Origin of the sequence: Streptomyces sp. NPDC051243 (assembly GCF_044455405.1) — a bacterium.
GTDB lineage: Bacteria > Actinomycetota > Actinomycetes > Streptomycetales > Streptomycetaceae > Streptomyces.
This window is the reverse complement of sequence record NZ_JBITES010000018.1, coordinates 1-21,634: the sequence shown is the minus strand read 5'-3', so window position 1 is coordinate 21,634 and position 21,634 is coordinate 1. Positions and strand designations below refer to the sequence as shown.

At 69.9% G+C, this 21,634-nt stretch carries 21 protein-coding genes; 19 read left to right on the top strand and 2 right to left on the bottom strand.

The window, feature by feature from the left end:
- Positions 1–53: 53 nt before the first annotated feature.
- Together ACIBAG_RS36640 and ACIBAG_RS36635 are read right to left on the bottom strand one after the other, a co-directional pair.
- Positions 54–1,283, bottom strand: coding sequence for a DUF349 domain-containing protein (locus tag ACIBAG_RS36640; RefSeq protein WP_399111302.1), 1,230 nt, complete (start codon positions 1,281–1,283; stop codon positions 54–56).
- 135 nt (positions 1,284–1,418) lie between these two features.
- Positions 1,419–2,264 (bottom strand): peptidylprolyl isomerase, encoded by an 846-nt coding sequence (locus ACIBAG_RS36635; RefSeq protein ID WP_399111300.1) that lies wholly within the window; start codon positions 2,262–2,264, stop codon positions 1,419–1,421.
- Positions 2,265–2,444: 180 nt separating this feature from the next.
- Between ACIBAG_RS36635 and ACIBAG_RS36630 the strand changes: the two genes are divergently transcribed.
- The 19 genes from ACIBAG_RS36630 to nusB all read left to right on the top strand — a co-directional run bounded on the left by ACIBAG_RS36630 (position 2,445) and on the right by nusB (position 21,360).
- Positions 2,445–3,152: an MBL fold metallo-hydrolase gene (locus ACIBAG_RS36630; protein ID WP_399111298.1), complete on the top strand. Its 708-nt coding sequence runs from the start codon at positions 2,445–2,447 to the stop codon at positions 3,150–3,152.
- A gap of 12 nt (positions 3,153–3,164) precedes the next feature.
- On the top strand, positions 3,165–4,427 hold the full coding sequence (gene hisS, locus ACIBAG_RS36625) for a histidine--tRNA ligase (protein ID WP_399111296.1): 1,263 nt from the start codon (positions 3,165–3,167) through the stop codon (positions 4,425–4,427).
- A gap of 197 nt (positions 4,428–4,624) precedes the next feature.
- Positions 4,625–5,281, top strand: a complete 657-nt coding sequence (locus ACIBAG_RS36620; RefSeq protein ID WP_399111294.1) for a vitamin K epoxide reductase family protein — start codon at positions 4,625–4,627, stop codon at positions 5,279–5,281.
- 80 nt (positions 5,282–5,361) lie between these two features.
- Positions 5,362–6,717 (top strand): replication-associated recombination protein A, encoded by a 1,356-nt coding sequence (locus ACIBAG_RS36615; RefSeq protein WP_399111292.1) that lies wholly within the window; start codon positions 5,362–5,364, stop codon positions 6,715–6,717.
- 301 nt (positions 6,718–7,018) lie between these two features.
- Positions 7,019–7,633, top strand: a complete 615-nt coding sequence (gene rpsD, locus ACIBAG_RS36610; protein ID WP_015661793.1) for a 30S ribosomal protein S4 — start codon at positions 7,019–7,021, stop codon at positions 7,631–7,633.
- 217 nt (positions 7,634–7,850) lie between these two features.
- Positions 7,851–8,279 carry a DUF948 domain-containing protein gene (locus tag ACIBAG_RS36605; protein ID WP_399111291.1) on the top strand — a complete coding sequence of 143 codons (429 nt, stop codon included), beginning with the start codon at positions 7,851–7,853 and terminating at the stop codon, positions 8,277–8,279.
- A gap of 16 nt (positions 8,280–8,295) precedes the next feature.
- Positions 8,296–8,643, top strand: a complete 348-nt coding sequence (locus ACIBAG_RS36600; RefSeq protein ID WP_399111290.1) for a hypothetical protein — start codon at positions 8,296–8,298, stop codon at positions 8,641–8,643.
- Positions 8,643–11,315 carry an alanine--tRNA ligase gene (gene alaS / locus ACIBAG_RS36595; protein WP_399111288.1) on the top strand — a complete coding sequence of 891 codons (2,673 nt, stop codon included), beginning with the start codon at positions 8,643–8,645 and terminating at the stop codon, positions 11,313–11,315. The genes ACIBAG_RS36600 and alaS overlap by 1 nt, the downstream gene beginning before the upstream one ends.
- Before the next feature lie 35 nt (positions 11,316–11,350).
- Complete coding sequence (ruvX, locus tag ACIBAG_RS36590) at positions 11,351–11,815, top strand: Holliday junction resolvase RuvX (RefSeq protein WP_126399301.1); 465 nt, start codon at positions 11,351–11,353, stop codon at positions 11,813–11,815.
- 124 nt (positions 11,816–11,939) lie between these two features.
- Positions 11,940–13,637 (top strand): endolytic transglycosylase MltG, encoded by a 1,698-nt coding sequence (mltG, locus tag ACIBAG_RS36585; protein WP_399111287.1) that lies wholly within the window; start codon positions 11,940–11,942, stop codon positions 13,635–13,637.
- Positions 13,618–14,457: a shikimate dehydrogenase gene (locus tag ACIBAG_RS36580; protein ID WP_399111286.1), complete on the top strand. Its 840-nt coding sequence runs from the start codon at positions 13,618–13,620 to the stop codon at positions 14,455–14,457. Before mltG ends, ACIBAG_RS36580 begins: the two co-directional genes overlap by 20 nt.
- A gap of 53 nt (positions 14,458–14,510) precedes the next feature.
- On the top strand, positions 14,511–14,909 hold the full coding sequence (locus ACIBAG_RS36575; protein ID WP_399111284.1) for a hypothetical protein: 399 nt from the start codon (positions 14,511–14,513) through the stop codon (positions 14,907–14,909).
- 184 nt (positions 14,910–15,093) lie between these two features.
- The gene (gene aroC / locus ACIBAG_RS36570; protein ID WP_399111283.1) at positions 15,094–16,278 is read left to right on the top strand and encodes a chorismate synthase; all 1,185 of its coding nucleotides are present in this window, start codon (positions 15,094–15,096) and stop codon (positions 16,276–16,278) included.
- Positions 16,275–16,793 carry a shikimate kinase gene (locus ACIBAG_RS36565; RefSeq protein WP_399111282.1) on the top strand — a complete coding sequence of 173 codons (519 nt, stop codon included), beginning with the start codon at positions 16,275–16,277 and terminating at the stop codon, positions 16,791–16,793. Before aroC ends, ACIBAG_RS36565 begins: the two co-directional genes overlap by 4 nt.
- The gene (aroB, locus tag ACIBAG_RS36560) at positions 16,790–17,881 is read left to right on the top strand and encodes a 3-dehydroquinate synthase (RefSeq protein WP_399111281.1); all 1,092 of its coding nucleotides are present in this window, start codon (positions 16,790–16,792) and stop codon (positions 17,879–17,881) included. Before ACIBAG_RS36565 ends, aroB begins: the two co-directional genes overlap by 4 nt.
- Before the next feature lie 198 nt (positions 17,882–18,079).
- Positions 18,080–19,009, top strand: a complete 930-nt coding sequence (locus ACIBAG_RS36555; protein WP_399111605.1) for a Pro-rich N-terminal domain-containing protein — start codon at positions 18,080–18,082, stop codon at positions 19,007–19,009.
- A gap of 190 nt (positions 19,010–19,199) precedes the next feature.
- Entirely contained in the window at positions 19,200–20,306 is a 1,107-nt protein-coding gene (locus ACIBAG_RS36550; protein WP_399111279.1) for a M24 family metallopeptidase, read from the top strand.
- A 51-nt stretch (positions 20,307–20,357) separates the two neighbouring features.
- The gene (gene efp / locus ACIBAG_RS36545) at positions 20,358–20,924 is read left to right on the top strand and encodes an elongation factor P (protein WP_399111277.1); all 567 of its coding nucleotides are present in this window, start codon (positions 20,358–20,360) and stop codon (positions 20,922–20,924) included.
- A gap of 1 nt (position 20,925) precedes the next feature.
- On the top strand, positions 20,926–21,360 hold the full coding sequence (gene nusB / locus ACIBAG_RS36540; protein ID WP_399111276.1) for a transcription antitermination factor NusB: 435 nt from the start codon (positions 20,926–20,928) through the stop codon (positions 21,358–21,360).
- Positions 21,361–21,634: the final 274 nt, after the last annotated feature.

The window sequence follows — 21,634 nt, the reverse complement described above, 5'->3', positions numbered from 1 at the left end:
CCCGTACCCGAGGTACGGGGCCCTTGCCGTCGTCGAGGCTGTCGGACGGACCGTCAGCCGCCGAACTCCTGCAGACCCTTCAGCGCCTGGTCCAGCAGGGCCTGCCGACCCTCCAGCTCACGCTCCAGCTTGTCGGCCTTCGCGTTGTTGCCCTGGGCGCGGGCCTGCTCGATCTGGCCCTTCAGCTTGTCCACGGCGGCCTGCAGCTGACCGGTCAGACCCTCGGCACGCGCGCGTGCCTCCGGGTTGGTCCGGCGCCACTCCGACTCCTCGGCCTCCTGGATGGCCCGCTCCACGGCGTGCATCCGGCCCTCGACCTTCGGACGGGCGTCGCGCGGCACATGACCGATGGCCTCCCACCGCTCGTTGATCGAGCGGAAGGCGGCACGCGCGCCCTTCAGGTCGCCGATCGGCAGGAGCTTCTCGGCCTCCTCGGCCAGCTCCTCCTTCAGCTTCAGGTTCTCGGCCTGCTCGGCGTCGCGCTCGGCGAAGACCGAGCTGCGAGCCGCGAAGAAGATGTCCTGGGCGCCGCGGAAGCGGTTCCACAGGTCGTCCTCGTGCTCGCGCTGGGCGCGGCCCGCGGCCTTCCACTCCGACATCAGCTCGCGGTAGCGGGCCGCCGTCGGACCCCAGTCCGTCGACCCGGACAGCGACTCGGCCTCGGCGACCAGCCGCTCCTTGGTCTTGCGGGCCTCCTCGCGCTGCGCGTCCAGCTGCGCGAAGTGCGCCTTGCGGCGCTTGGAGAACGCCGACCGGGCGTGCGAGAAGCGGTGCCACAGCTCGTCGTCCGACTTGCGGTCCAGCCGCGGCAGACCCTTCCAGGTGTCCACCAGGGCCCGCAGCCGCTCACCGGCGGCCCGCCACTGGTCGGACCGGGCCAGCTCCTCCGCCTCGGTGACCAGCGCCTCCTTGGCGTGGCGGGCTTCGTCGGACTGCTTCGCGCGCTGCTGCTTGCGCTCCTCGCGACGCTTGTCGACGGTCTCGACCAGCTTGTCCAGGCGGGTCCGCAGGGCGTCCAGGTCACCGACCGCGTGGTGGGCGTCGACCTGCTCACGGATGTGGTCGATCGCTGTCTGGGCGTCCTTCGCCGACAGGTCGGTGGTCTTCACTCGCTTCTCGAGGAGGCCGATTTCGACGACCAGGCCCTCGTACTTGCGCTCGAAGTAGGCCAACGCCTCCTCAGGGGAGCCGGCCTGCCAGGAACCGACGACCTGCTCGCCGTCGGCCGTACGCACGTACACGGTCCCCGTCTCGTCGACGCGGCCCCACGGGTCGCTGCTCACAGCGCCTCCTCCACATGATGCCTGCGAGGGGCTTGTGCTCCCCCGGGCATCGTCCACAGTTTCGTCACGGCCAACATAGGCGACCGGCGGGTTGCCTGTCCGCATCCCGCGCGACCGAAATTTCGCAGTTGGCGGTCAGGATTTGGTGACTGTCGCCTTGTTGATGACGACCGTCGCGTTGGGTGCCGTGTTCCCCGTCGTGGGATCGGCGGGCTCGGCTCCGGCGTCCGCGATCTTCTTCAGGACCTTCATCCCGGCCTCGGACACAGTGCCGAACGGTGTGTAGTCGGCCGGGAGCTGACTGTCCTGGTAGACGAGGAAGAACTGACTGCCTCCGGTATTGCGACCCTCCTTCGTCTGCGGGTTGTACTGGTTGGCCATCGCGACCGTGCCCGCCGGGTAGATGCCGCCCTTGAGGCTCGTGTCCTTGAGGTTCTCGTCGGGGATCGTGTACCCAGGGCCGCCCATTCCGGTGCCCTGTGGGTCACCGCACTGCAGCACGTAGATGTTGGCGTCGGTGAGCCGGTGGCACTTGGTGTGGTCGAAGTAGCCCTTGCCAGCGAGGAAGGCGAACGAGTTCACCGTGTGCGGCGCGGCCGACGCCTTGAGCGCGATGTCTATGTCACCGCACGTCGTCGCCAGCTTCATCGTGTACTTCGCCGACTTGTCGATGGTCAGCTCCGGCTCCTTCTTCCAGGTCGCCGTCTTGACCTTGCCCGCTGCGGGCTTCTCGCACGGGTCCGGGGCCTCGCTGGTCGGGCTCGGCGTGACCTCCGCGTTGGCGTTGCTCTTGCTGTCGTCGTCGCCCTTCAGGACCCCGGTCGTGTACAGCGCGAGGCTGCCGATGACGGTGACGCCGAGCACCGACGCGATCACCGCGTTGCGCATGCGCGCCTTGCGCCGGGCGTTCGTACGCCGCTGCTGCTGCCGCAAGAACTTCTCCCGGGCGAGCTGACGCCGCCGCTGTTCCTGGCTGACCACCGGGTTCTCTCCTCATGCGTCGTGTGTGTCGACCGGTACGCGTGCGTCCATTGAGCCGATCGCCCGCGTGTGCCCCGTACCGTATATGGGTTCGCTGAGGAATCGGCAGCGCCGGTAGGCTCTGACGACAGGCGGCGCCCGCCGACAAACCACCTGTGTCGACACAAACGAAGGACGATCGTGCTCATTGCCGGGTTCCCCGCCGGGGCCTGGGGGACGAACTGTTATCTCGTCGCCCCCGCCGCCGGTGAGGAGTGCGTGATCATCGACCCGGGCCACGAAGCGGCCCCCGGAGTCGAGGAAACGCTGAAGAAGCATCGGCTCAAGCCCGTCGCCGTCGTCCTCACCCACGGCCACCTCGACCACGTGGCCTCGGTCGTCCCCGTGTGCGGGGCGCACGACGTACCGGCCTGGATCCACCCCGAGGACCGGTACATGATGAGCGACCCCGAGAAGGCGCTCGGCCGCTCGATCGGCATGCAGCTGATGGGCGAGCTGACCATCGGGGAGCCGGACGACGTCAAGGAGCTGACCGACGGCGCGAAGCTGGAACTGGCCGGCCTGGAGCTGACCGTCGCGCACGCGCCGGGCCATACCAAGGGGTCGGTGACCTTCGGCATGCCCGAGGCGGCGGACATCCCGCCGATCCTCTTCTCGGGCGACCTGCTGTTCGCCGGCTCCATCGGACGCACCGACCTGCCCGGCGGTGACATGGCCGAGATGCTCGACTCGCTGGCCCGCGTGTGCCTGCCGCTCGACGACTCGACCGTGGTTCTGTCGGGCCACGGCCCCCAGACGACCATCGGCCAGGAGCGCGCCACCAACCCGTACTTGCGGCAGGTGGCCGCCGGCCAGGGAGCTCAGCCGGCTCCCCGACGAGGAATGTGACGAGAGACCTCCGTGAGCACCTTTCAGGCCCCCAAGGGCACGTACGACCTGATCCCGCCGGACTCCGCCAAGTACCTGGCGGTCCGTGAGGCGATCGCGGCCCCCCTGCGCAACTCCGGCTACGGCTACATCGAGACGCCCGGCTTCGAGAGCGTCGAACTCTTCGCGCGTGGTGTCGGCGAGTCCACCGACATCGTGACCAAGGAGATGTACGCCTTCGAGACCAAGGGCGGCGACAAGCTCGCCCTGCGCCCCGAGGGCACGGCCTCGGTCCTGCGCGCGGCGCTGGAGGCCAACCTGCACAAGGCCGGCAACCTCCCGGTGAAGCTCTGGTACTCGGGCTCCTACTACCGTTACGAGCGCCCGCAGAAGGGCCGCTACAGGCACTTCTCCCAAGTCGGCGCCGAGGCCATCGGCGCCGAGGACCCGGCCCTGGACGCCGAGCTGATCATCCTGGCCGACCAGGCCTACCGCTCGCTCGGCCTCAGCAACTTCCGGATCCTGCTGAACAGCCTGGGCGACAAGGAGTGCCGCCCCGTCTACCGAGCGGCGCTGCAGGACTTCCTGCGCGGCCTGGACATCGACGAGGACACGCGCCGCCGCGCCGAGATCAACCCGCTCCGCGTCCTGGACGACAAGCGCGAGTCGGTCCAGAAGCAGCTCACCGGCGCCCCGCTCCTGCGCGACTACCTCTGCGACGCCTGCAAGGCGTACCACGAGGAGGTCCGCGAGCTGATCACGGCGGCGGGCGTCTCCTTCGAGGACGACCCGAAGCTGGTGCGCGGCCTGGACTACTACACGCGCACGACCTTCGAGTTCGTCCACGACGGTCTGGGCTCCCAGTCCGCGGTGGGCGGCGGCGGCCGCTACGACGGCCTGTCCGAGATGATCGGCGGCCCCGCGCTGCCGTCCGTCGGCTGGGCCCTCGGCGTCGACCGCACGGTGCTCGCCCTGGAGGCGGAGGGCGTGGAGCTCGAACTCCCCGCGTCCACCAGCGTGTTCGCGGTGCCGCTCGGCGAGGAGGCCCGCCGGGTGCTGTTCGCCAAGGTCACCGAGCTGCGCAAAGTCGGCATCGCGGCGGACTTCTCCTACGGCGGCAAGGGCCTCAAGGGCGCCATGAAGAACGCCAACCGCAGCGGCGCCCGGTACACGATCGTGGCCGGCGAACGCGACCTCGCCGAAGGCGTCGTCCAGCTCAAGGACATGGAGTCCGGCGAGCAGACGGCCGTCGGCGTCAACGAGATCGTGGCGGAACTGGAAGCCCGACTGGGCTGATTTCCGTAGCGCTGTTCCGGAGGGCGGAGACCGCATGGTTTCCGCCCTCCTTCGTGTTTCGCCGCTGTCCTGAACCCCACGCCTTCACCCCGTCGCGCGCCTTTGCTTATGTCCCGTGAACGGCGGGCGAGCGGCGGTGTACGGCACAATGTGCCGTGCCCGGAGAAGGTCAACTCTCAAGTGACGGAATCGGCGTGATGAGCAAGACGACAGTCAAAGACGTCTCCACCGAGCCCGAGCCGGAGCGTGCCGAGGCGGCGCCGCGGTCGATGGGCGGCAGCCGTGCGTTCGCCCTGATGCTGGTGATCACCGGCGCGGCGGGCCTGCTTGCCGCGTGGGTCATCACGATCGACAAGTTCAAGCTGCTCGAGGCCAAGGTCGAGGGCAAGACGTTCACGCCGGGCTGCAGCCTGAACCCCGTCGTCTCCTGCGGCAGCGTCATGGAGAGCAAGCAGGCGGCCGTCTTCGGGTTCCCCAACCCGGTGCTCGGGCTCGTCGCCTACGGCATCGTCATCTGCGTCGGCATGAGCCTGCTGGGCCGCGCCCGCTTCCCGCGCTGGTACTGGCTCACCTTCAACGCCGGCACCCTCTTCGGTGTGGTGTTCTGCGCCTGGCTGATGTACCAGTCGCTGTACCGCATCAACGCGCTGTGCCTGTGGTGCTCGCTGGCCTGGGTCGCGACGATCATCATGTTCTGGTACGTGACGTCGTTCAACATCCGCAGCGGCTTCCTGCCCGCGCCGAGCTGGCTCAAGAGCTTCTTCGGCGAGTTCACCTGGGTCATGCCCGTCCTGCACATCGGCATCATCGGCATGCTGGTCCTGACCCGCTGGTGGGACTTCTGGACCAGCTGAGCCCGGACCTCCGGCCCGGCCGAGGCCCTGCCTCCCGGGGCCCGGCCGGATTGTCAGTGCGGTGATTTAGGGTTTCCAGCGTGGAGCCCGACCTGTTCACCGCCGCCGCAGAAGAACGCCAGGAGAAGGACCCCGCCGGCAGTCCCCTGGCGGTGCGCATGCGCCCGCGCACCCTGGACGAGGTCGTGGGCCAGCAGCACCTGCTCAAACCCGGCTCGCCCCTGCGCCGGCTGGTCGGCGAAGGCGCCAAGGGCCCGGCGGGACCGTCGTCGGTGATCCTCTGGGGCCCGCCCGGCACCGGCAAGACCACCCTGGCGTACGTCGTCTCCAAGGCCACCAACAAGCGTTTCGTCGAGCTGTCCGCCATCACCGCCGGGGTGAAGGAGGTCCGCGCGGTCATCGACGGCGCCCGCCGCGCCACCGGCGGCTACGGCAAGGAGACCGTCCTCTTCCTCGACGAGATCCACCGCTTCAGCAAGGCCCAGCAGGACTCCCTCCTCCCGGCCGTCGAGAACCGCTGGGTGACCCTGATCGCGGCGACGACGGAGAACCCGTACTTCTCGGTCATCTCCCCGCTGCTGTCCCGCTCCCTGCTGCTGACCCTCGAACCTCTCACGGACGACGACATCCGCGGGCTCCTGAAGCGGGCGCTCAGCGACGAGCGCGGCCTCAAGGGAGCCGTCACCCTCCCCGAGGACACCGAGGCCCACCTCCTGCGCATCGCCGGCGGCGACGCCCGCCGGGCCCTGACCGCCCTGGAGGCCGCCGCCGGGGCCGCCCTCGACAAAGACGAGACGGAGATCGCCCTCGGCACGCTGGAGGAGACGGTCGACCGGGCCGCCGTGAAGTACGACCGCGACGGCGACCAGCACTACGACGTGGCCAGCGCCCTCATCAAATCCATCCGCGGCTCCGACGTCGACGCCGCCCTGCACTACCTGGCCAGGATGATCGAGGCCGGCGAGGACCCCCGCTTCATCGCCCGCCGCCTGATGATCTCCGCCAGCGAGGACATCGGCCTCGCGGACCCGAACGCCCTGCCCATAGCCGTCGCCGCAGCCCAGGCCGTCGCCATGATCGGTTTCCCCGAGGCCGCCCTGACCCTCGGCCACGCGACCATCGCCCTCGCCCTCGCCCCCAAGTCCAACTCGGCGACGACCGCGATCGGCGCCGCCCTGGACGACGTACGCAAGGGACTGGCGGGCCCTGTCCCGCCCCACCTGCGCGACGGGCACTACAAGGGCGCCGCCAAGCTGGGCCACGCGCAGGGGTATGTGTATCCGCACGACCTGGCCGAGGGCATCGCCGAGCAGCAGTACGCGCCGGACGCCCTCAAGGACCGCGAGTACTACACCCCGACCCGGCACGGCGCCGAGGCGCGGTACGCGGACGCCGTGGAGTGGACGAGAAAGCACCTGGGTCGGAAGCGGTCCTGAACCCCTGTAGACTGCTCCACAGTGCTGCGTCCCGTGTCCGGCCCCGGTCGGCGCCTCAGGCGGGACATCCAGCCGGATCTTTTGATCCAGGAGCGTCGCGCACCGTCGTAGGTGTCGCGGGCAGCCCACCACCACCCGTAAGTCCCGGGAGCGGTCGGTGGGCCGTTCGTGTGCTGCATGTATGTGCCCAGACCAGGGGAGCGGCTGCCTGGCAAGTCCCTCGTGGACCTGTCGGGATTCCCCGGCTGCGGATTGCGACCTCCCGTAACCCTGAGGCAGCCGATTAGGAAAAGGAAAAGAAGTGGCGAACCAGTCCCGCCCCAAGGTCAAGAAGTCGCGTGCCCTCGGCATCGCGCTGACCCCGAAGGCCGTCAAGTACTTCGAGGCCCGTCCCTACCCGCCGGGTGAGCACGGCCGTGGCCGCAAGCAGAACTCGGACTACAAGGTCCGTCTGCTGGAGAAGCAGCGTCTGCGTGCGCAGTACGACGTGTCCGAGCGTCAGCTCGTCCGCGCCTACGAGCGTGCCTCCAAGGTTCAGGGCAAGACCGGTGAGGCCCTGATCATCGAGCTCGAGCGCCGTCTCGACGCCCTGGTCCTGCGTTCGGGCATCGCCCGCACCATCTACCAGGCCCGTCAGATGGTCGTGCACGGCCACATCGAGGTCAACGGCCAGAAGGTCGACAAGCCCTCGTTCCGCGTCCGTCCCGACGACGTCGTGATGGTCCGCGAGCGCAGCCGCGAGAAGACCCTCTTCTCCATCGCCCGCGAGGGCGGCTTCGCCCCCGAGGGTGAGACCCCGCGCTACCTCCAGGTGAACCTCAAGGCCCTGGCGTTCCGCCTGGACCGTGAGCCGAACCGCAAGGAGATCCCGGTGATCTGCGACGAGCAGCTCGTCGTCGAGTACTACGCCCGTTGATCCGTCAGCGGCCGTAGGACTTCTGCGCCTGAGCCCGCCGTTCCTCCTGCCCTTCGGGGCGGGCGGGGCGGCGGGCTTTCGCATACGGGCACGCTCATCGGACACAGCCCCTGCGCCGGTATCGCGCACCGCCCCCAATCCGGTACGGAACGCCGCCCCCGGCGCGATAGGCTCGCCCTCGAAGATACGTGTTCACACTTCAGGGAGCGGGTGCGCAGTGTCCGGTGGAGAGGTTGCCGGGATCCTGGTGGCCGTCTTCTGGGCGATCCTGGTCTCCTTCCTCGCCGTCGCGCTGGCGAGGCTGGCCCAGACGCTCAAGGCGACCACCAAACTCGTCGCGGACGTGACCGACCAGGCCGTCCCCCTCCTCGCAGAGGCCTCCACGGCGGTGCGCTCCGCGCAGACCCAGATCGACCGGGTCGATGCGATCGCCTCCGACGTCCAGGAGGTCACCTCGAACGCCTCCGCCCTGTCGACCACCGTCGCCTCCACCTTCGGCGGCCCCCTGGTCAAGGTCGCCGCCTTCGGCTACGGCGTGCGCCGGGCCCTCGGCGGCCGCAAGCAGGAGGACGCGCCCGCCAAGTCGACCCGGCGTACCGTGATCGTGGGCCGGACGGTCCCTGCCGCACGACGCAAGCGGAAGTAAGGACTGAGACCGAGCGATGTTCCGCCGTACGTTCTGGTTCACCACGGGTGTCGCCGCCGGTGTGTGGGCCACCACCAAGGTCAACCGCAAGCTCAAGCAGCTCACCCCGGAGAGCCTTGCCGCCACCGCGGCGAACAAGGCCCTGGAGACGGGGCAGCGGCTGAAGGAGCGCGCGGTGGACTTCGCTCTCGACGTCCGCGACAACATGGCCCAGCGGGAGGCCGAGCTGGAGGACGCGCTCGGCATCCAGGAGAGTCCCGAACTCCCCCCGGCCCGGCGGTACTCCGCCATCGAGAACAACCGCAGCAACCCGACGTACGTCGACAACCCGACGTACTCGTACAACCGGAATGAGGACCACTGATGGAGTCGGCTGAGATTCGCCGCCGCTGGCTGAGCTTCTTCGAGGAGCGCGGGCACACCGTCGTCCCTTCGGCGTCGCTCATCGCGGACGACCCGACTCTGCTCCTCGTCCCGGCCGGCATGGTGCCCTTCAAGCCCTACTTCCTGGGTGAGGTCAAGCCGCCCTTCGACCGGGCCACCAGCGTCCAGAAGTGCGTGCGTACTCCGGACATCGAAGAGGTCGGCAAGACCACCCGGCACGGCACGTTCTTCCAGATGTGCGGCAACTTCTCCTTCGGCGACTACTTCAAGGAAGGCGCCATCAAGTACGCCTGGGAGCTGCTCACCACGCCCCAGGACAAGGGTGGTTACGGCCTGGAGCCCGAGAAGCTCTGGATCACCGTCTACAAGGACGACGACGAGGCCGAGCGCATCTGGCACGAGGTCGTGGGCGTGCCGAAGGAGCGCATCCAGCGCCTCGGCATGAAGGACAACTACTGGTCCATGGGCGTTCCCGGCCCCTGCGGCCCCTGTTCCGAGATCAACTACGACCGCGGCCCCGAGTTCGGCGTCGAGGGCGGCCCCGCCGTCAACGACGAGCGGTACGTGGAGATCTGGAACCTCGTCTTCATGCAGTACGAGCGTGGCCAGGGCACCGGCAAGGACAACTTCGAGATCCTCGGCGAACTGCCCAGCAAGAACATCGACACGGGCCTGGGCCTCGAGCGACTCGCCATGATTCTGCAGGGCGTGCAGAACATGTACGAGATCGACACCTCCATGGCCGTCATCAAGAAGGCCACCGAGCTGACCGGTGTCGCCTACGGCGACGCCCACGCCTCCGACGTCTCCCTGCGCGTGGTCACCGACCACATGCGCACGGCCACCATGCTCATCGGCGACGGCGTCACCCCCGGCAACGAGGGCCGCGGCTACGTCCTGCGCCGCATCATGCGCCGCGCCATCCGCAACATGCGCCTGCTCGGCGCCACCGGCCCGGTCGTCAAGGACCTCATCGACGTCGTCATCGGCATGATGGGCCAGCAGTACCCCGAGCTCATCACCGACCGCGAGCGCATCGAGAAGGTCGCCCTCGCCGAGGAGAACGCCTTCCTCAAGACGCTGAAGGCCGGCACCAACATCCTCGACACCGCCGTCACCGACACCAAGGCCGCCGGTTCGACCGTGCTGCCCGGCGACAAGGCGTTCCTGCTCCACGACACCTGGGGCTTCCCGATCGACCTCACCCTGGAGATGGCCGCCGAGCAGGGCCTTTCCGTGGACGAGGACGGCTTCCGCCGCCTGATGAAGGAGCAGCGGGAGCGCGCCAAGGCCGACGCCCAGGCCAAGAAGACCGGCCACGCCGGCGCCGGCGCCTACCGGGAGATCGCCGACAAGGTCGGCGAGACCGACTTCATCGGCTACAGCGACACCGAGGGCGAGTCCACCGTCGTCGGCATCCTCGTCGACGGCGCCTCCTCCCCGGCCGCCACCGAGGGCGACGAGGTCGAGATCGTCCTCGACCGCACCCCGTTCTACGCCGAGGGCGGCGGTCAGATCGGCGACACCGGCAAGATCAAGGTCGACTCCGGTGCCGTCATCGAGATCCGCGACTGCCAGAAGCCCGTCCCTGGCGTCTACGTCCACAAGGGCGTCGTCCAGGTCGGCGAGGTGACGGTCGGTGCCAAGGCCCACGCCTCCATCGACAACCGCCGCCGCAAGGCCATCGCCCGCGCCCACTCGGCCACTCACCTCACCCACCAGGCGCTGCGCGACGCGCTCGGCCCGACGGCCGCCCAGGCCGGTTCCGAGAACCAGCCCGGCCGCTTCCGCTTCGACTTCGGCTCGCCGTCCGCCGTGCCCACGGCCGTGATGACCGACGTCGAGCAGAAGATCAACGAGGTGCTCGCCCGCGACCTCGACGTGCACGCCGAGATCATGGGCATCGACGAGGCCAAGAAGCAGGGCGCCATCGCGGAGTTCGGCGAGAAGTACGGCGAGCGGGTGCGCGTCGTGACCATCGGCGACTTCTCCAAGGAGCTGTGCGGCGGCACGCACGTCCACAACACCGCCCAGCTCGGCCTGGTGAAGCTGCTCGGCGAGTCGTCCATCGGCTCCGGGGTGCGCCGCATCGAGGCCCTGGTCGGCGTCGACGCCTACAACTTCCTCGCCCGTGAGCACACGGTCGTCGCCCAGCTCCAGGAGCTGATCAAGGGTCGCCCGGAGGAGCTCCCGGAGAAGGTCTCCGCCATGCTCGGCAAGCTGAAGGACGCCGAGAAGGAGATCGAGAAGTTCCGCGCCGAGAAGGTGCTCCAGGCCGCCGCCGGTCTCGCCGAGTCCGCCAAGGACGTCCGCGGCATCGCCGTCGTCACCGGCCAGGTCCCCGACGGCACCACGCCGGACGACCTGCGCAAGCTGGTCCTCGACGTGCGCGGCCGCATCCAGGGCGGACGCGCCGCCGTGGTCGCCCTGTTCACCGTCAACAACGGCAAGCCGCTGACGGTCATCGCCACCAACGACGCCGCCCGTGAGCGCGGCCTCAAGGCCGGTGACCTGGTCCGTACGGCCGCCAAGACGCTCGGCGGCGGCGGTGGCGGCAAGCCGGACGTCGCCCAGGGCGGCGGTCAGAACCCGGCCGCCATCGGTGACGCCGTCGACGCGGTCGAGCGGCTCGTGACGGAAACGGCCAAGTGAGCGAAGACACACCCGCGAGTGGCGACGGCCGGGGCATGCGCCGCGGCCGCCGCCTGGCGATCGACGTCGGCGACGCCCGGATCGGCGTCGCCTCGTGCGACCCCGACGGGATCCTCGCCACCCCGGTGGAGACGGTCCCGGGCAGGGACATCCCGGCAGCTCACCGCCGCCTCAAGCAACTCGTCGAGGAGTACGAGCCGATCGAGGTCGTCGTCGGTCTCCCTCGCTCCCTCAAGGGGGGCGAGGGCCCGGCCGCCGTCAAGGTCCGCGGCTTCGCCCAGGAACTGGCCCGCATGATCGCGCCCGTACCGGTCAGGCTCGTGGATGAGCGGATGACGACCGTGACGGCCAGTCAGGGACTGCGCGCCTCGGGCGTGAAGTCGAAGAAGGGCCGGTCGGTGATCGACCAGGCAGCCGCTGTGATCATCTTGCAGCAGGCGCTCGAATCCGAACGGGTGTCAGGTAAAGCTCCCGGAGAGAGCGTCGAAGTGGTTATCTGATCGCGATACGGTAACGTTCCGCGCGATGTACCGGTGTTCGAACAGCCGGCACACAAAGAGAGGCGGGACGGAAGCCGGATCTTCAGCAGCCGCGTGACCGCCGCCTCGCGGCTCTAGGGGATCGATGACTGAGTATGGCCGGGGCCCAGGCTCCGAACCGTGGCATCCGGAGGACCCGTTGTTCGGGGACGGCGGATGGGAAGGGCAGCAGCAGGCCCATGCGGGCCAGCAGGCTTCCTACGGCGGCCAGCCGCAGCACTATCCGGAGCAGCCGCAGCAGCCACAGCACTACGGCGACTGGGGCAGCGGCCAGCAGGCCGCATACGGTCAGGCGCAGCAGCAGTACCAGCAGCAGGGTCAGGCGCAGCAGTACCAGCAGCAGTACGACCAGCAGCAGTACCCGGGTCAGGGGCAGCAGCCGTACGACAACAACGGATGGGCCACCGGCACGTCCCCGCAGGCCCAGTACCAAGACCCGGCGGACCCCTATGGGCAGCAGGCCGCGGCATACGGCGGTGAGCATGCCGACTACTACGGCACGCCCGACGCATACCCGCCGCCGCAGCCGCCGAGCCGGCGGCAAGCCGAACCGGAGCCTCCCCAGACCGACTGGGACCCCGGCCCTGACCAGGGCGAACACGCCTTCTTCGCAGGGGGCGGCGACGATGACGACGACTCCGACGACGAGTCGGGGGACGGTCGAGGGCGCGGCGATCGACGGGGCCGGGGCGGTAAGCCCAAGAAACGCCGTAGCGGGCTCGCCTGTCTGGTGGTCGTGCTGATCTTCGGCGGAGGCGTGGCCGGCGTCGGATACTTCGGGTACCAGTTCTACCAGGATCGTTTCGGCCCGGCGCCGGACTACGCGGGCGACGGCACCAGCGCGACGGTGACCGTCGAGATTCCCAGGGGTGCGGGTGGATACGAAATCGGCCAACGCCTGAAGGATGCCGGTGTCGTCAAGAGCGTCGACGCGTTCGTCGCCGCACAGTCGGACAATCCCGAGGGGAAGCGCATCCAGGCGGGTGCCTACCTGCTGAAGAAGCAGATGTCCGCCGCGAGCGCCGTCGAGATGATGCTCGATCCCAAGAGCCAGAACAACGTCATGGTCAGGCCGGGCGACCGGAATGTGGCCGTCTACAAGGCGATCGACGAAAAGCTCGAATTGTCGTCCGGCACCACCAAGAAGGTCGCCAAGGAGAAATACAAGAGCCTTGGACTTCCGAGCTGGGCGAACGACAACAGCGAGATCAAGGACCCGCTGGAGGGCTTCCTCTACCCGGGCACCTATGCCGCCGCCAAGGGCATGAAGCCAGAGGCGGTCCTGAAGGAAATGGTGACCCAGGCCGCGAACAAGTACGAGGCGCTCGACCTGGAGGCCAAGGCCAAGGCGCTCAAGCTGGACAGCCCGCTGCAGGTCGTGACGGTCGCCAGCCTCGCCCAGGCCGAGGGCAAGACCGACGACGACTACCGCAAGATGGCGGAAGTGGTCTACAACCGTCTCGACCTCGCGAATCCCGAGACCTACGGTGCCCTGCAGTTCGACTCGACCTTCAATTACCTGAAGGGTCAGAGCAATATCGACATCAGTGAGTCGGAGATCAAGAGCAACCCGGACCCGTACAACACGTACTACCACAAGGGTCTGCCGCCCGGCCCGATCGGAAACCCGGGGGACGGTGCGATGAAGGGGGCACTCAACCCGACTGACCAGGGTTGGTACTACTTCGTGGCGGTCGACGGTGTGAGCAAGACCGAATTCGCCAAGACCCACGACGAATTCCTCATCCTCAAGGACAAGTTCAATGAGAGCAGGGGCAGCTGACGCCCGCCGGGCCGCCGTCCTCGGTTCGCCCATCGCCCACTCCCTCTCCCCGGTGCTGCACCGCACCGCCTATGAGGAACTGGGGCTCGTGGACTGGTCGTACGACCGGTTCGAGATCGACGAGGCTGCTCTGCCCGGGTTCTTCACGGAACTCGGGCCCGAGTGGGCGGGTTTGTCGCTGACCATGCCGCTCAAGCGGGCCGTCATCCCGCTGCTCGACGAGATCAGTGAGACGGCGGCCTCCGTCGAGGCGGTCAACACGGTCGTCTTCACCGAGGGCGGCCGCCGTGTCGGCGACAACACCGACATCCCCGGGATGGTCGCCGCCCTGCGGGAGCGCGGCATCGAACAGGTCGACTCGGCGGCCGTCCTCGGCGCGGGCGCCACAGCGTCCTCCGCGCTGGCCGCGCTCGCCCGGATCTGTACCGGCGAGGTCGTGGCGTACGTACGCAGCGAGGCGCGCGCCGCCGAGATGCGGCAGTGGGGCGAGCGGCTCGAGGTGGAGGTGCGGACGGCCGACTGGGCGGACGCGGAGCGGGCGCTGCGCGCACCGCTGGTGATCGCGACCACCCCGGCCGGTACGACGGACGCCCTCGCCGCCGCCGTACCGGAGCGCCCCGCCACCCTCTTCGATGTGCTGTACGACCCCTGGCCGACCGCTCTCGCCGCCCGCTGGTCCATGTACGGCGGGGCCGTGGTGAGCGGGCTCGACCTGCTGGTGCACCAGGCGGTGCTGCAGGTGGAGCAGATGACCGGCCGTGCTCCGGCGCCCCTGGAGGCCATGCGAAAAGCGGGAGAGCGCGCTCTCGCGGCCCGCTAGTATCCGCTGGTTTCCGCAGGGGGCGGAGCAGGCAGAGGGGGGTTTGACGAGCTGTGTCCACTGGTGTGCCGCTGGCGTCCGGCAAGGGCGAGATATTCGAGGTCGTCCTGCAGTTCATGCCCGACTGGGTACAGATCACTGTGCTCGTCCTGGTCGTGCTGGCCGTCCTCGCGTCATGGGGCGTCAAACTGAAGCGCAGGATCGCCCGGCGGAGCGCGGCGCGGGCAGGTCGGTCCGCTCACCCGGTGGCCCGGACCGTCCAGGGGACAGGCGCCGACCATTTGGGGCCGTACGCCCCCCAGCAGCAGGCGCGGCAGCCGAGCGGCGCCGATTTCCTCGGCGCCTACGCACCTCAGCCGGCGCAGGCCGCCCAGCCGGGCGCGCAGGGCAGCGGCGCCGACCACCTCGGCGCGTACGCCCCGCGACAGAAGTCGGGCAACGGCCCCGCCTAGTCCGTTCCGGCGCCCCGCGCTGTCCATCCGCCGTCCGCCTGGTGGACCGGCGACCGGGCGCCGCGCCCGGACGTGGGAGGATCGGAGGTGGCGGGCCGGGGCCGCGCACCCGGTCGAGCCGTCGCCGTACGCGAGGACGCGCGTACGCAGGGCAGTACCAGGGCGCGAGCACCGAGGAGCATCGTTGAGCAGGTTGCGCTGGCTGACCGCGGGGGAGTCCCATGGCCCCGCACTCGTCGCGACGCTGGAGGGCCTTCCCGCCGGCGTGCCGATCACCACGCAGATGGTGGCGGACCACCTGGCCCGGCGCCGGCTCGGTTATGGCCGCGGTGCGCGCATGAAGTTCGAGCAGGACGAGGTCACCTTCCTCGGCGGCGTCCGGCACGGCCTCACCCTCGGCTCTCCGGTCGCGATCATGGTGGGGAACACCGAGTGGCCGAAGTGGGAGCAGGTCATGGCGGCCGACCCCATCGACCCGGAGATCCTGGCGGGACTCGCGCGCAACGCGCCGCTGACCCGGCCGCGTCCCGGTCACGCCGACCTGGCCGGGATGCAGAAGTACGGCTTCGACGAGGCCCGGCCGATCCTGGAGCGGGCGTCGGCGCGTGAGACCGCGGCCCGGGTGGCGCTGGGCGCGGTGGCCCGGTCGTACCTGAAGGAGACGGCCGGCATCGAGATCGTCAGCCATGTCGTCGAGCTGTGCTCCGTAAAGGCGCCGGCCGGTGTATACCCGACGCCGGCCGACGTGGAGAAGCTGGACGCGGACCCGCTGCGCTGCCTCGACGCGGACGCGTCGAAGGCGATGGTCGCGGAGGTCGACCAGGCCCACAAGGACGGTGACACCCTCGGTGGCGTGGTGGAGATCCTGGCCTACGGCGTCCCCGTCGGCCTGGGCTCGCACGTGCACTGGGACCGCAAGCTGGACGCCCGTCTCGCCGGAGCTCTGATGGGTATCCAGGCGATCAAGGGCGTGGAGATCGGTGACGGCTTCGAGCTGGCCCGGGTGCCGGGCTCGAAGGCGCACGACGAGATCGTCAACACCCCCGAAGGCATCCGCCGTGTCTCCGGCCGCTCCGGCGGCACGGAGGGCGGGCTGACCACGGGTGAGCTGCTGCGGGTCCGGGCGGCGATGAAGCCGATCGCGACCGTGCCGCGCGCCCTGCAGACGGTCGACGTGACGACCGGCGAGGCGGCGCAGGCGCACCACCAGCGCTCCGACGTCTCCGCCGTCCCGGCGGCCGGGATCGTCGCCGAGGCCATGGTGGCGCTCGTCCTCGCGGACGCGGTGGCGGAGAAGTTCGGCGGCGACAGCGTCACCGAGACGCGCCGCAACGTGCGGTCGTACCTCGACAACCTGGCCATCCGATGAGCGCAGCGCCTGCGGTTGTGCTGGTCGGGCCGATGGGTGTGGGCAAGTCCACGGTCGGGCAGCTCCTGGCCGAGCGGCTCGGGGTCGGCTACCGGGACACCGACGACGACATCGTGGCCGAGCAGGGCCGCACCATCGCGGAGATCTTCGTCGACGAGGGCGAGCCCGCCTTCCGCGCCATCGAGAAGCAGGCCGTGCACCGGGCGCTCGCCGACCACGACGGGATCCTGGCGCTCGGCGGCGGTGCGATCCTCGACGCCGACACGCGCGCGTTGCTCGCCGGACAGCGGGTCGTGTACCTGTCGATGGACGTCGAGGAGGCGGTCAGGCGCACCGGCCTGAACGCCGCCCGCCCGCTGCTCGCGGTCAACCCGCGCAAGCAGTGGCGCGAGCTGATGGAGGCCCGCCGGCACCTGTACGAGGAGGTCGCCACGGCGGTGGTGGCCACCGACGGCCGTACCCCCGAAGAAGTGACCCAAGCCGCCCTGGACGCACTGGAGTTGAAGGACGCATGACTGAGGCAGTGACGCGGATCCAGGTCGGCGGCACCGCGGGCAGCGACCCGTACGAGGTCCTGGTGGGCCGCCAACTCCTGGGCGAGCTCGGCGGGTTGGTCGGCGGCAAGGCCAAGCGGGTCGCCGTCATCCACCCCGAGGCGCTGGCCGAGACCGGTGAGGCGCTGCGTGCCGATCTGGCCGGGCAGGGCTTCGAGGCCGTCGCCATCCAGGTGCCGAACGCCGAGGAGGCCAAGACCGCCGAGGTCGCCGCCTACTGCTGGAAGGCGCTCGGCCAGTCCGGCTTCACTCGCAGCGACGTCATCGTCGGTGTCGGCGGCGGCGCGACCACCGACCTGGCCGGGTTCGTGGCCGCGACCTGGCTGCGCGGGGTGCGCTGGATCGCGATCCCGACCACCGTGCTGGCCATGGTGGACGCGGCGGTCGGCGGCAAGACCGGCATCAACACCGCCGAGGGCAAGAACCTCGTCGGCGCCTTCCACCCACCCGCCGGCGTGCTGTGCGACCTGGCCGCGCTGGAGTCCCTCCCGGTCAACGACTACGTGTCCGGTCTCGCGGAGATCATCAAGGCCGGTTTCATCGCCGACCCCGCGATCCTGGAGCTGATCGAGGCCGACCCCGAGGCCGCCCGTACCCCGGCCGGCCCGCACACCGCCGAACTGATCGAGCGGTCGATCCGGGTCAAGGCCGAGGTCGTCTCCTCGGACCTGAAGGAATCGGGTCTGCGGGAGATCCTCAACTACGGCCACACCCTCGGCCACGCCATCGAGAAGAACGAGCGCTACAAGTGGCGGCACGGTGCCGCCGTGGCCGTCGGCATGCACTTCGCCGCCGAACTCGGCCGACTCGCCGGGCGGTTGGACGACGCGACGGCCGACCGCCACCGCACGATCCTCGAATCGGTCGGTCTGCCGCTGCACTACCGCTACGACCAGTGGCCCAAGCTGCTCCAGACGATGAAGGTCGACAAGAAGTCCCGCGGCGATCTGCTGCGCTTCATCGTGCTGGACGGCCTGGCCAAGCCGACCGTCCTGGAGGGCCCTGACCCGGCCGTCCTCCTCGCCGCATACGGCGAAGTCGGCCAGTAAGTCCGGCGAACCACCCTTGCGTCCGATTAGCTTGTGGCGATGGGCACTTCAGACCGCCTCCGGCCGTTCACCAAACGGCGGCCGGGGGCGGTACCGTTCGGTAGGGGTACCCCACGCCCTCCGGGCAGTGGGGGAGAGCGGGGTCAGCGCCCGCTGCCAGCGTCAATGGCCATGGAAGACGAGACGGAGTGGCACCGGATGCAGCACGCAGTGGGTTCTCCGCTGCCGCCGCCCCACCAGTCGGGGCACGGCTGGTCACCGGCCGCACAACACCCTGGTCCGCACCACCTGGGCGCACACCAGGGACCCCCACCGCCTCAGGGGCATGCACCTCATCAAGGGCCTGCTCCTCACCAGGGACCTGCCCCGCACCTCGGATCCGCGCCCGTGCCTCCGCCGCCCTCCGCACCGGGCTTCGCACCCCCCGGACAGGTCCCTCCCGCGCCGCTCCACGCCCCGGCCCAGCCGGGCCCGCCGGCCACCGAGACCACGGGCCATGTGCAGCTCCCACCGGGCGGCCCGGTCGCCATGCCGAGCACTCCGCCCGCCACGGCGTCCCCGGACCCGACAACCACGACCCTCGCGGTGCTGCTCATCGGGCCCGCGGGGGCCGGTAAGACGAGCGTCGCCAAGTACTGGGCGGACCACCGGCGGGTTCCCACGGCCCACATCAGCCTCGACGACGTTCGCGAATGGGTCCGCTCGGGCTTCGCCGACCCCCAGTCCGGTTGGAACGACAACTCCGAGGCCCAGTACCGCCTCGCCCGCCGCACCTGCGGCTTCGCCGCGCGGAACTTCCTGGCCAACGGCATCTCGTGCATCCTCGACGACGCGGTCTTCCCGGACCGCCCGGTGGTCGGCCTGGGCGGCTGGAAGCGCCACGTCGGCCCCGGCCTCCTGCCCGTCGTCCTGCTCCCGGGCCTCGAAATCGTCCTGGAGCGCAACGCCGAACGCACCGGCAACCGCCGCCTCACCGACGAGGAGGTGGCCCGCATCCACGGCCGCATGGCGGGCTGGTACGGCTCGGGCCTGCCGATCATCGACAACTCCCAGCTCGACGTCCCGCAAACGGCCCAGGTCCTGAACGACGTACTGACACGCTCGATCGCCAGCCCCCCGACCTGGTAGCCGACCTGAGCGGACCCATCTGAGGGGCGCGGGGAACTGCGCGCTCAACCCCCACTCACCCGCAGACGGCACACCACCCGGCGCGGCACCCCGTCCCCGGAACGGGACCCTCACAAAGAGAGCAATCCAGGCACCCCCACTCAGACGCCCCCAACCAGCGCCAACCCGGCGGAGCTCCTACGCTCGAGTCATGTCAGAGGTATTCGCCGCTCGCCGATCACGGCTACGGGAGCAGTGCAACGCGGCCGGCAACGCGGCAGCGGTGGTCTCCCGCCCCGCCAACGTCCGCTACTTCGCGGGCGCCGCCCCGCAGGGCTCCGTACTGCTCCTCGGCAAGACCGAAGACCTGCTGGTGTGCGTCGGCCCGCCCGACGACCGTTCCATCGAGGGGCGCCCCGACGAGGCACTGCGGATCCACACCCTCCCGGGCGCCGAAGGCGACCCCGCCGTCGCCGCGGCCGACCTCGCGGCTGCGCAGGGCGCGGACTCCCTGGCCGTGGAGGAACACCACCTCACCGTGGCCCGCCACAGAGCCATCCGCTCGGTCGTCCCGCGACTGCGTCTCGCCGACCTCGGCGGAGCCGCCGAGCAGCTCAGGGTGGTCAAGGACGAGGAGGAGATCTCCTGCCTCAGGATCGGGGCCGAGATCGCCGACCAGGCCCTCGGCGAACTCCTCGAATCCATCCTCGTCGGCCGCACCGAACGCCACCTCGCCCTGGAACTCGAACGGCGCCTGGTCGATCACGGCGCCGACGGCCCGGCCTTCCCCACCTCCGTCGCCACCGGCCCGAACGCCGGTCGGCGCGCCCACCGGCCCACCGACCGCAGGGTCGAGGAGGGCGACTTCCTCTCCGTCTGCCTCGGTGCCACCTACCGCGGCTACCGGTGCGAGATCGGCCGCACCTTCGTCATCGGTACGTCCCCCGCCGACTGGCAGATCGAGTTGTACGACGTCGTCTTCGCCGCCCAGCGCGCCGGACGGGAGACGCTGGCGCCCGGCGCGGCCTACCGTGACGTGGACCGCGCCGCACGCCAGGTGCTGGATTCCGCCGGGTACCACGAGGGGCTGCAGCCCCTCACCGGTCACGGCGTGGGACTCGAAATCGACGAGGACCCGCAGTTGGCTCCCGCGGCCATGGGTAAACTGGACGCTTGCGTGCCGGTCACCGTCGAACCGGGGGTCCACCTCCCGGGCCGGGGCGGCGTCCGGATCGATGACACGCTCGTCGTTCGCCCCGAGGCGGACGGCGGACCCGAGCTACTCACCATCACGACCAAGGAGCTGCTCGCCCTTTAGACAGGAGCGTGCGCCGGGGTCGTCCACGTCAGTCCAGGAGATTCCGCAACCGTGGCTTCCACGAACGACCTCAAGAACGGCATGGTGCTCAAGCTCGAAGGCGGCCAGCTCTGGTCCGTCGTCGAGTTCCAGCACGTCAAGCCCGGCAAGGGCCCGGCCTTCGTGCGCACCAAGCTCAAGAACGTGCTGTCCGGCAAGGTGGTCGACAAGACCTTCAACGCCGGCGTCAAGGTCGAGACGGCCACTGTCGACAAGCGCGACATGCAGTTCTCGTACATGGACGGCGACTACTTCGTCTTCATGGACATGGAGACGTACGACCAGCTCATGATCGAGCGCAAGGTCGTCGGCGACGCCGCCAACTTCCTCATCGAGGGCTTCGAGGCCACCGTCGCCCAGCACGAGGGCGAGGTGCTCTTCGTCGAGCTGCCGGCCGCCGTCGAGCTGACCATCCAGGAGACCGAGCCGGGCGTCCAGGGCGACCGCTCCACCGGCGGCACCAAGCCCGCCACCCTGGAGACCGGTCACCAGATCCAGGTCCCGCTCTTCATCACCACCGGTGAGAAGATCAAGGTCGACACCCGCACGAGCGACTACCTCGGCCGGGTGAACAGCTAAATTGGCTGCCCGCAACACGGCCCGCAAGCGCGCCTTCCAGATCCTCTTCGAGGGTGACCAGCGCGGCGCCGACGTCCTGACGGTCCTCGCGGACTGGATCCGGCTCTCCCGGACCGACACCCGGCAGCCGCCGGTGAGCGAGTACACGATGCAGCTGGTCGAGGGCTACGCGGCGCACGCGAAGCGGATCGACGAGCTGATCGCGCAGTACTCGGTCGGCTGGACGCTCGACCGGATGCCGGTCGTGGACCGCAACATCCTGCGCCTCGGCGCGTACGAGCTGATCTGGGTCGACGAGACCCCGGACGCGGTCGTGCTCGACGAGATGGTGCAGCTGGCGAAGGAGTTCTCCACGGACGAGTCGCCCTCGTTCGTCAACGGCCTCCTCGGTCGGCTCAAGGACCTCAAGCCCTCGCTGCGCCGAGAGGAAGCGTAAGGGCCGCATACGCCGAAGGGCGTAAGGGGCTTCGCGTGCGTCGCAGGGCGTTGGGTCCTCGCATACGCCGGAGGGCCCGCAGCATCGCCGCTGCGGGCCCTCCGGCGTCCTGGCGTCACCGACGTCCCGGGGAAGCCCGTCAGGCCCGCAGAACGCCGCCGGGGGGGGGGGGGGCCCCCCCCACCCCGCCCCCCCCCCCCCCCCGCGGGGCGGCGCCCCCCCCCCCCCCCGCGGCGCGCGCCCCGCCCACCCCGGGGGGGTGCCCCCCCCCCCG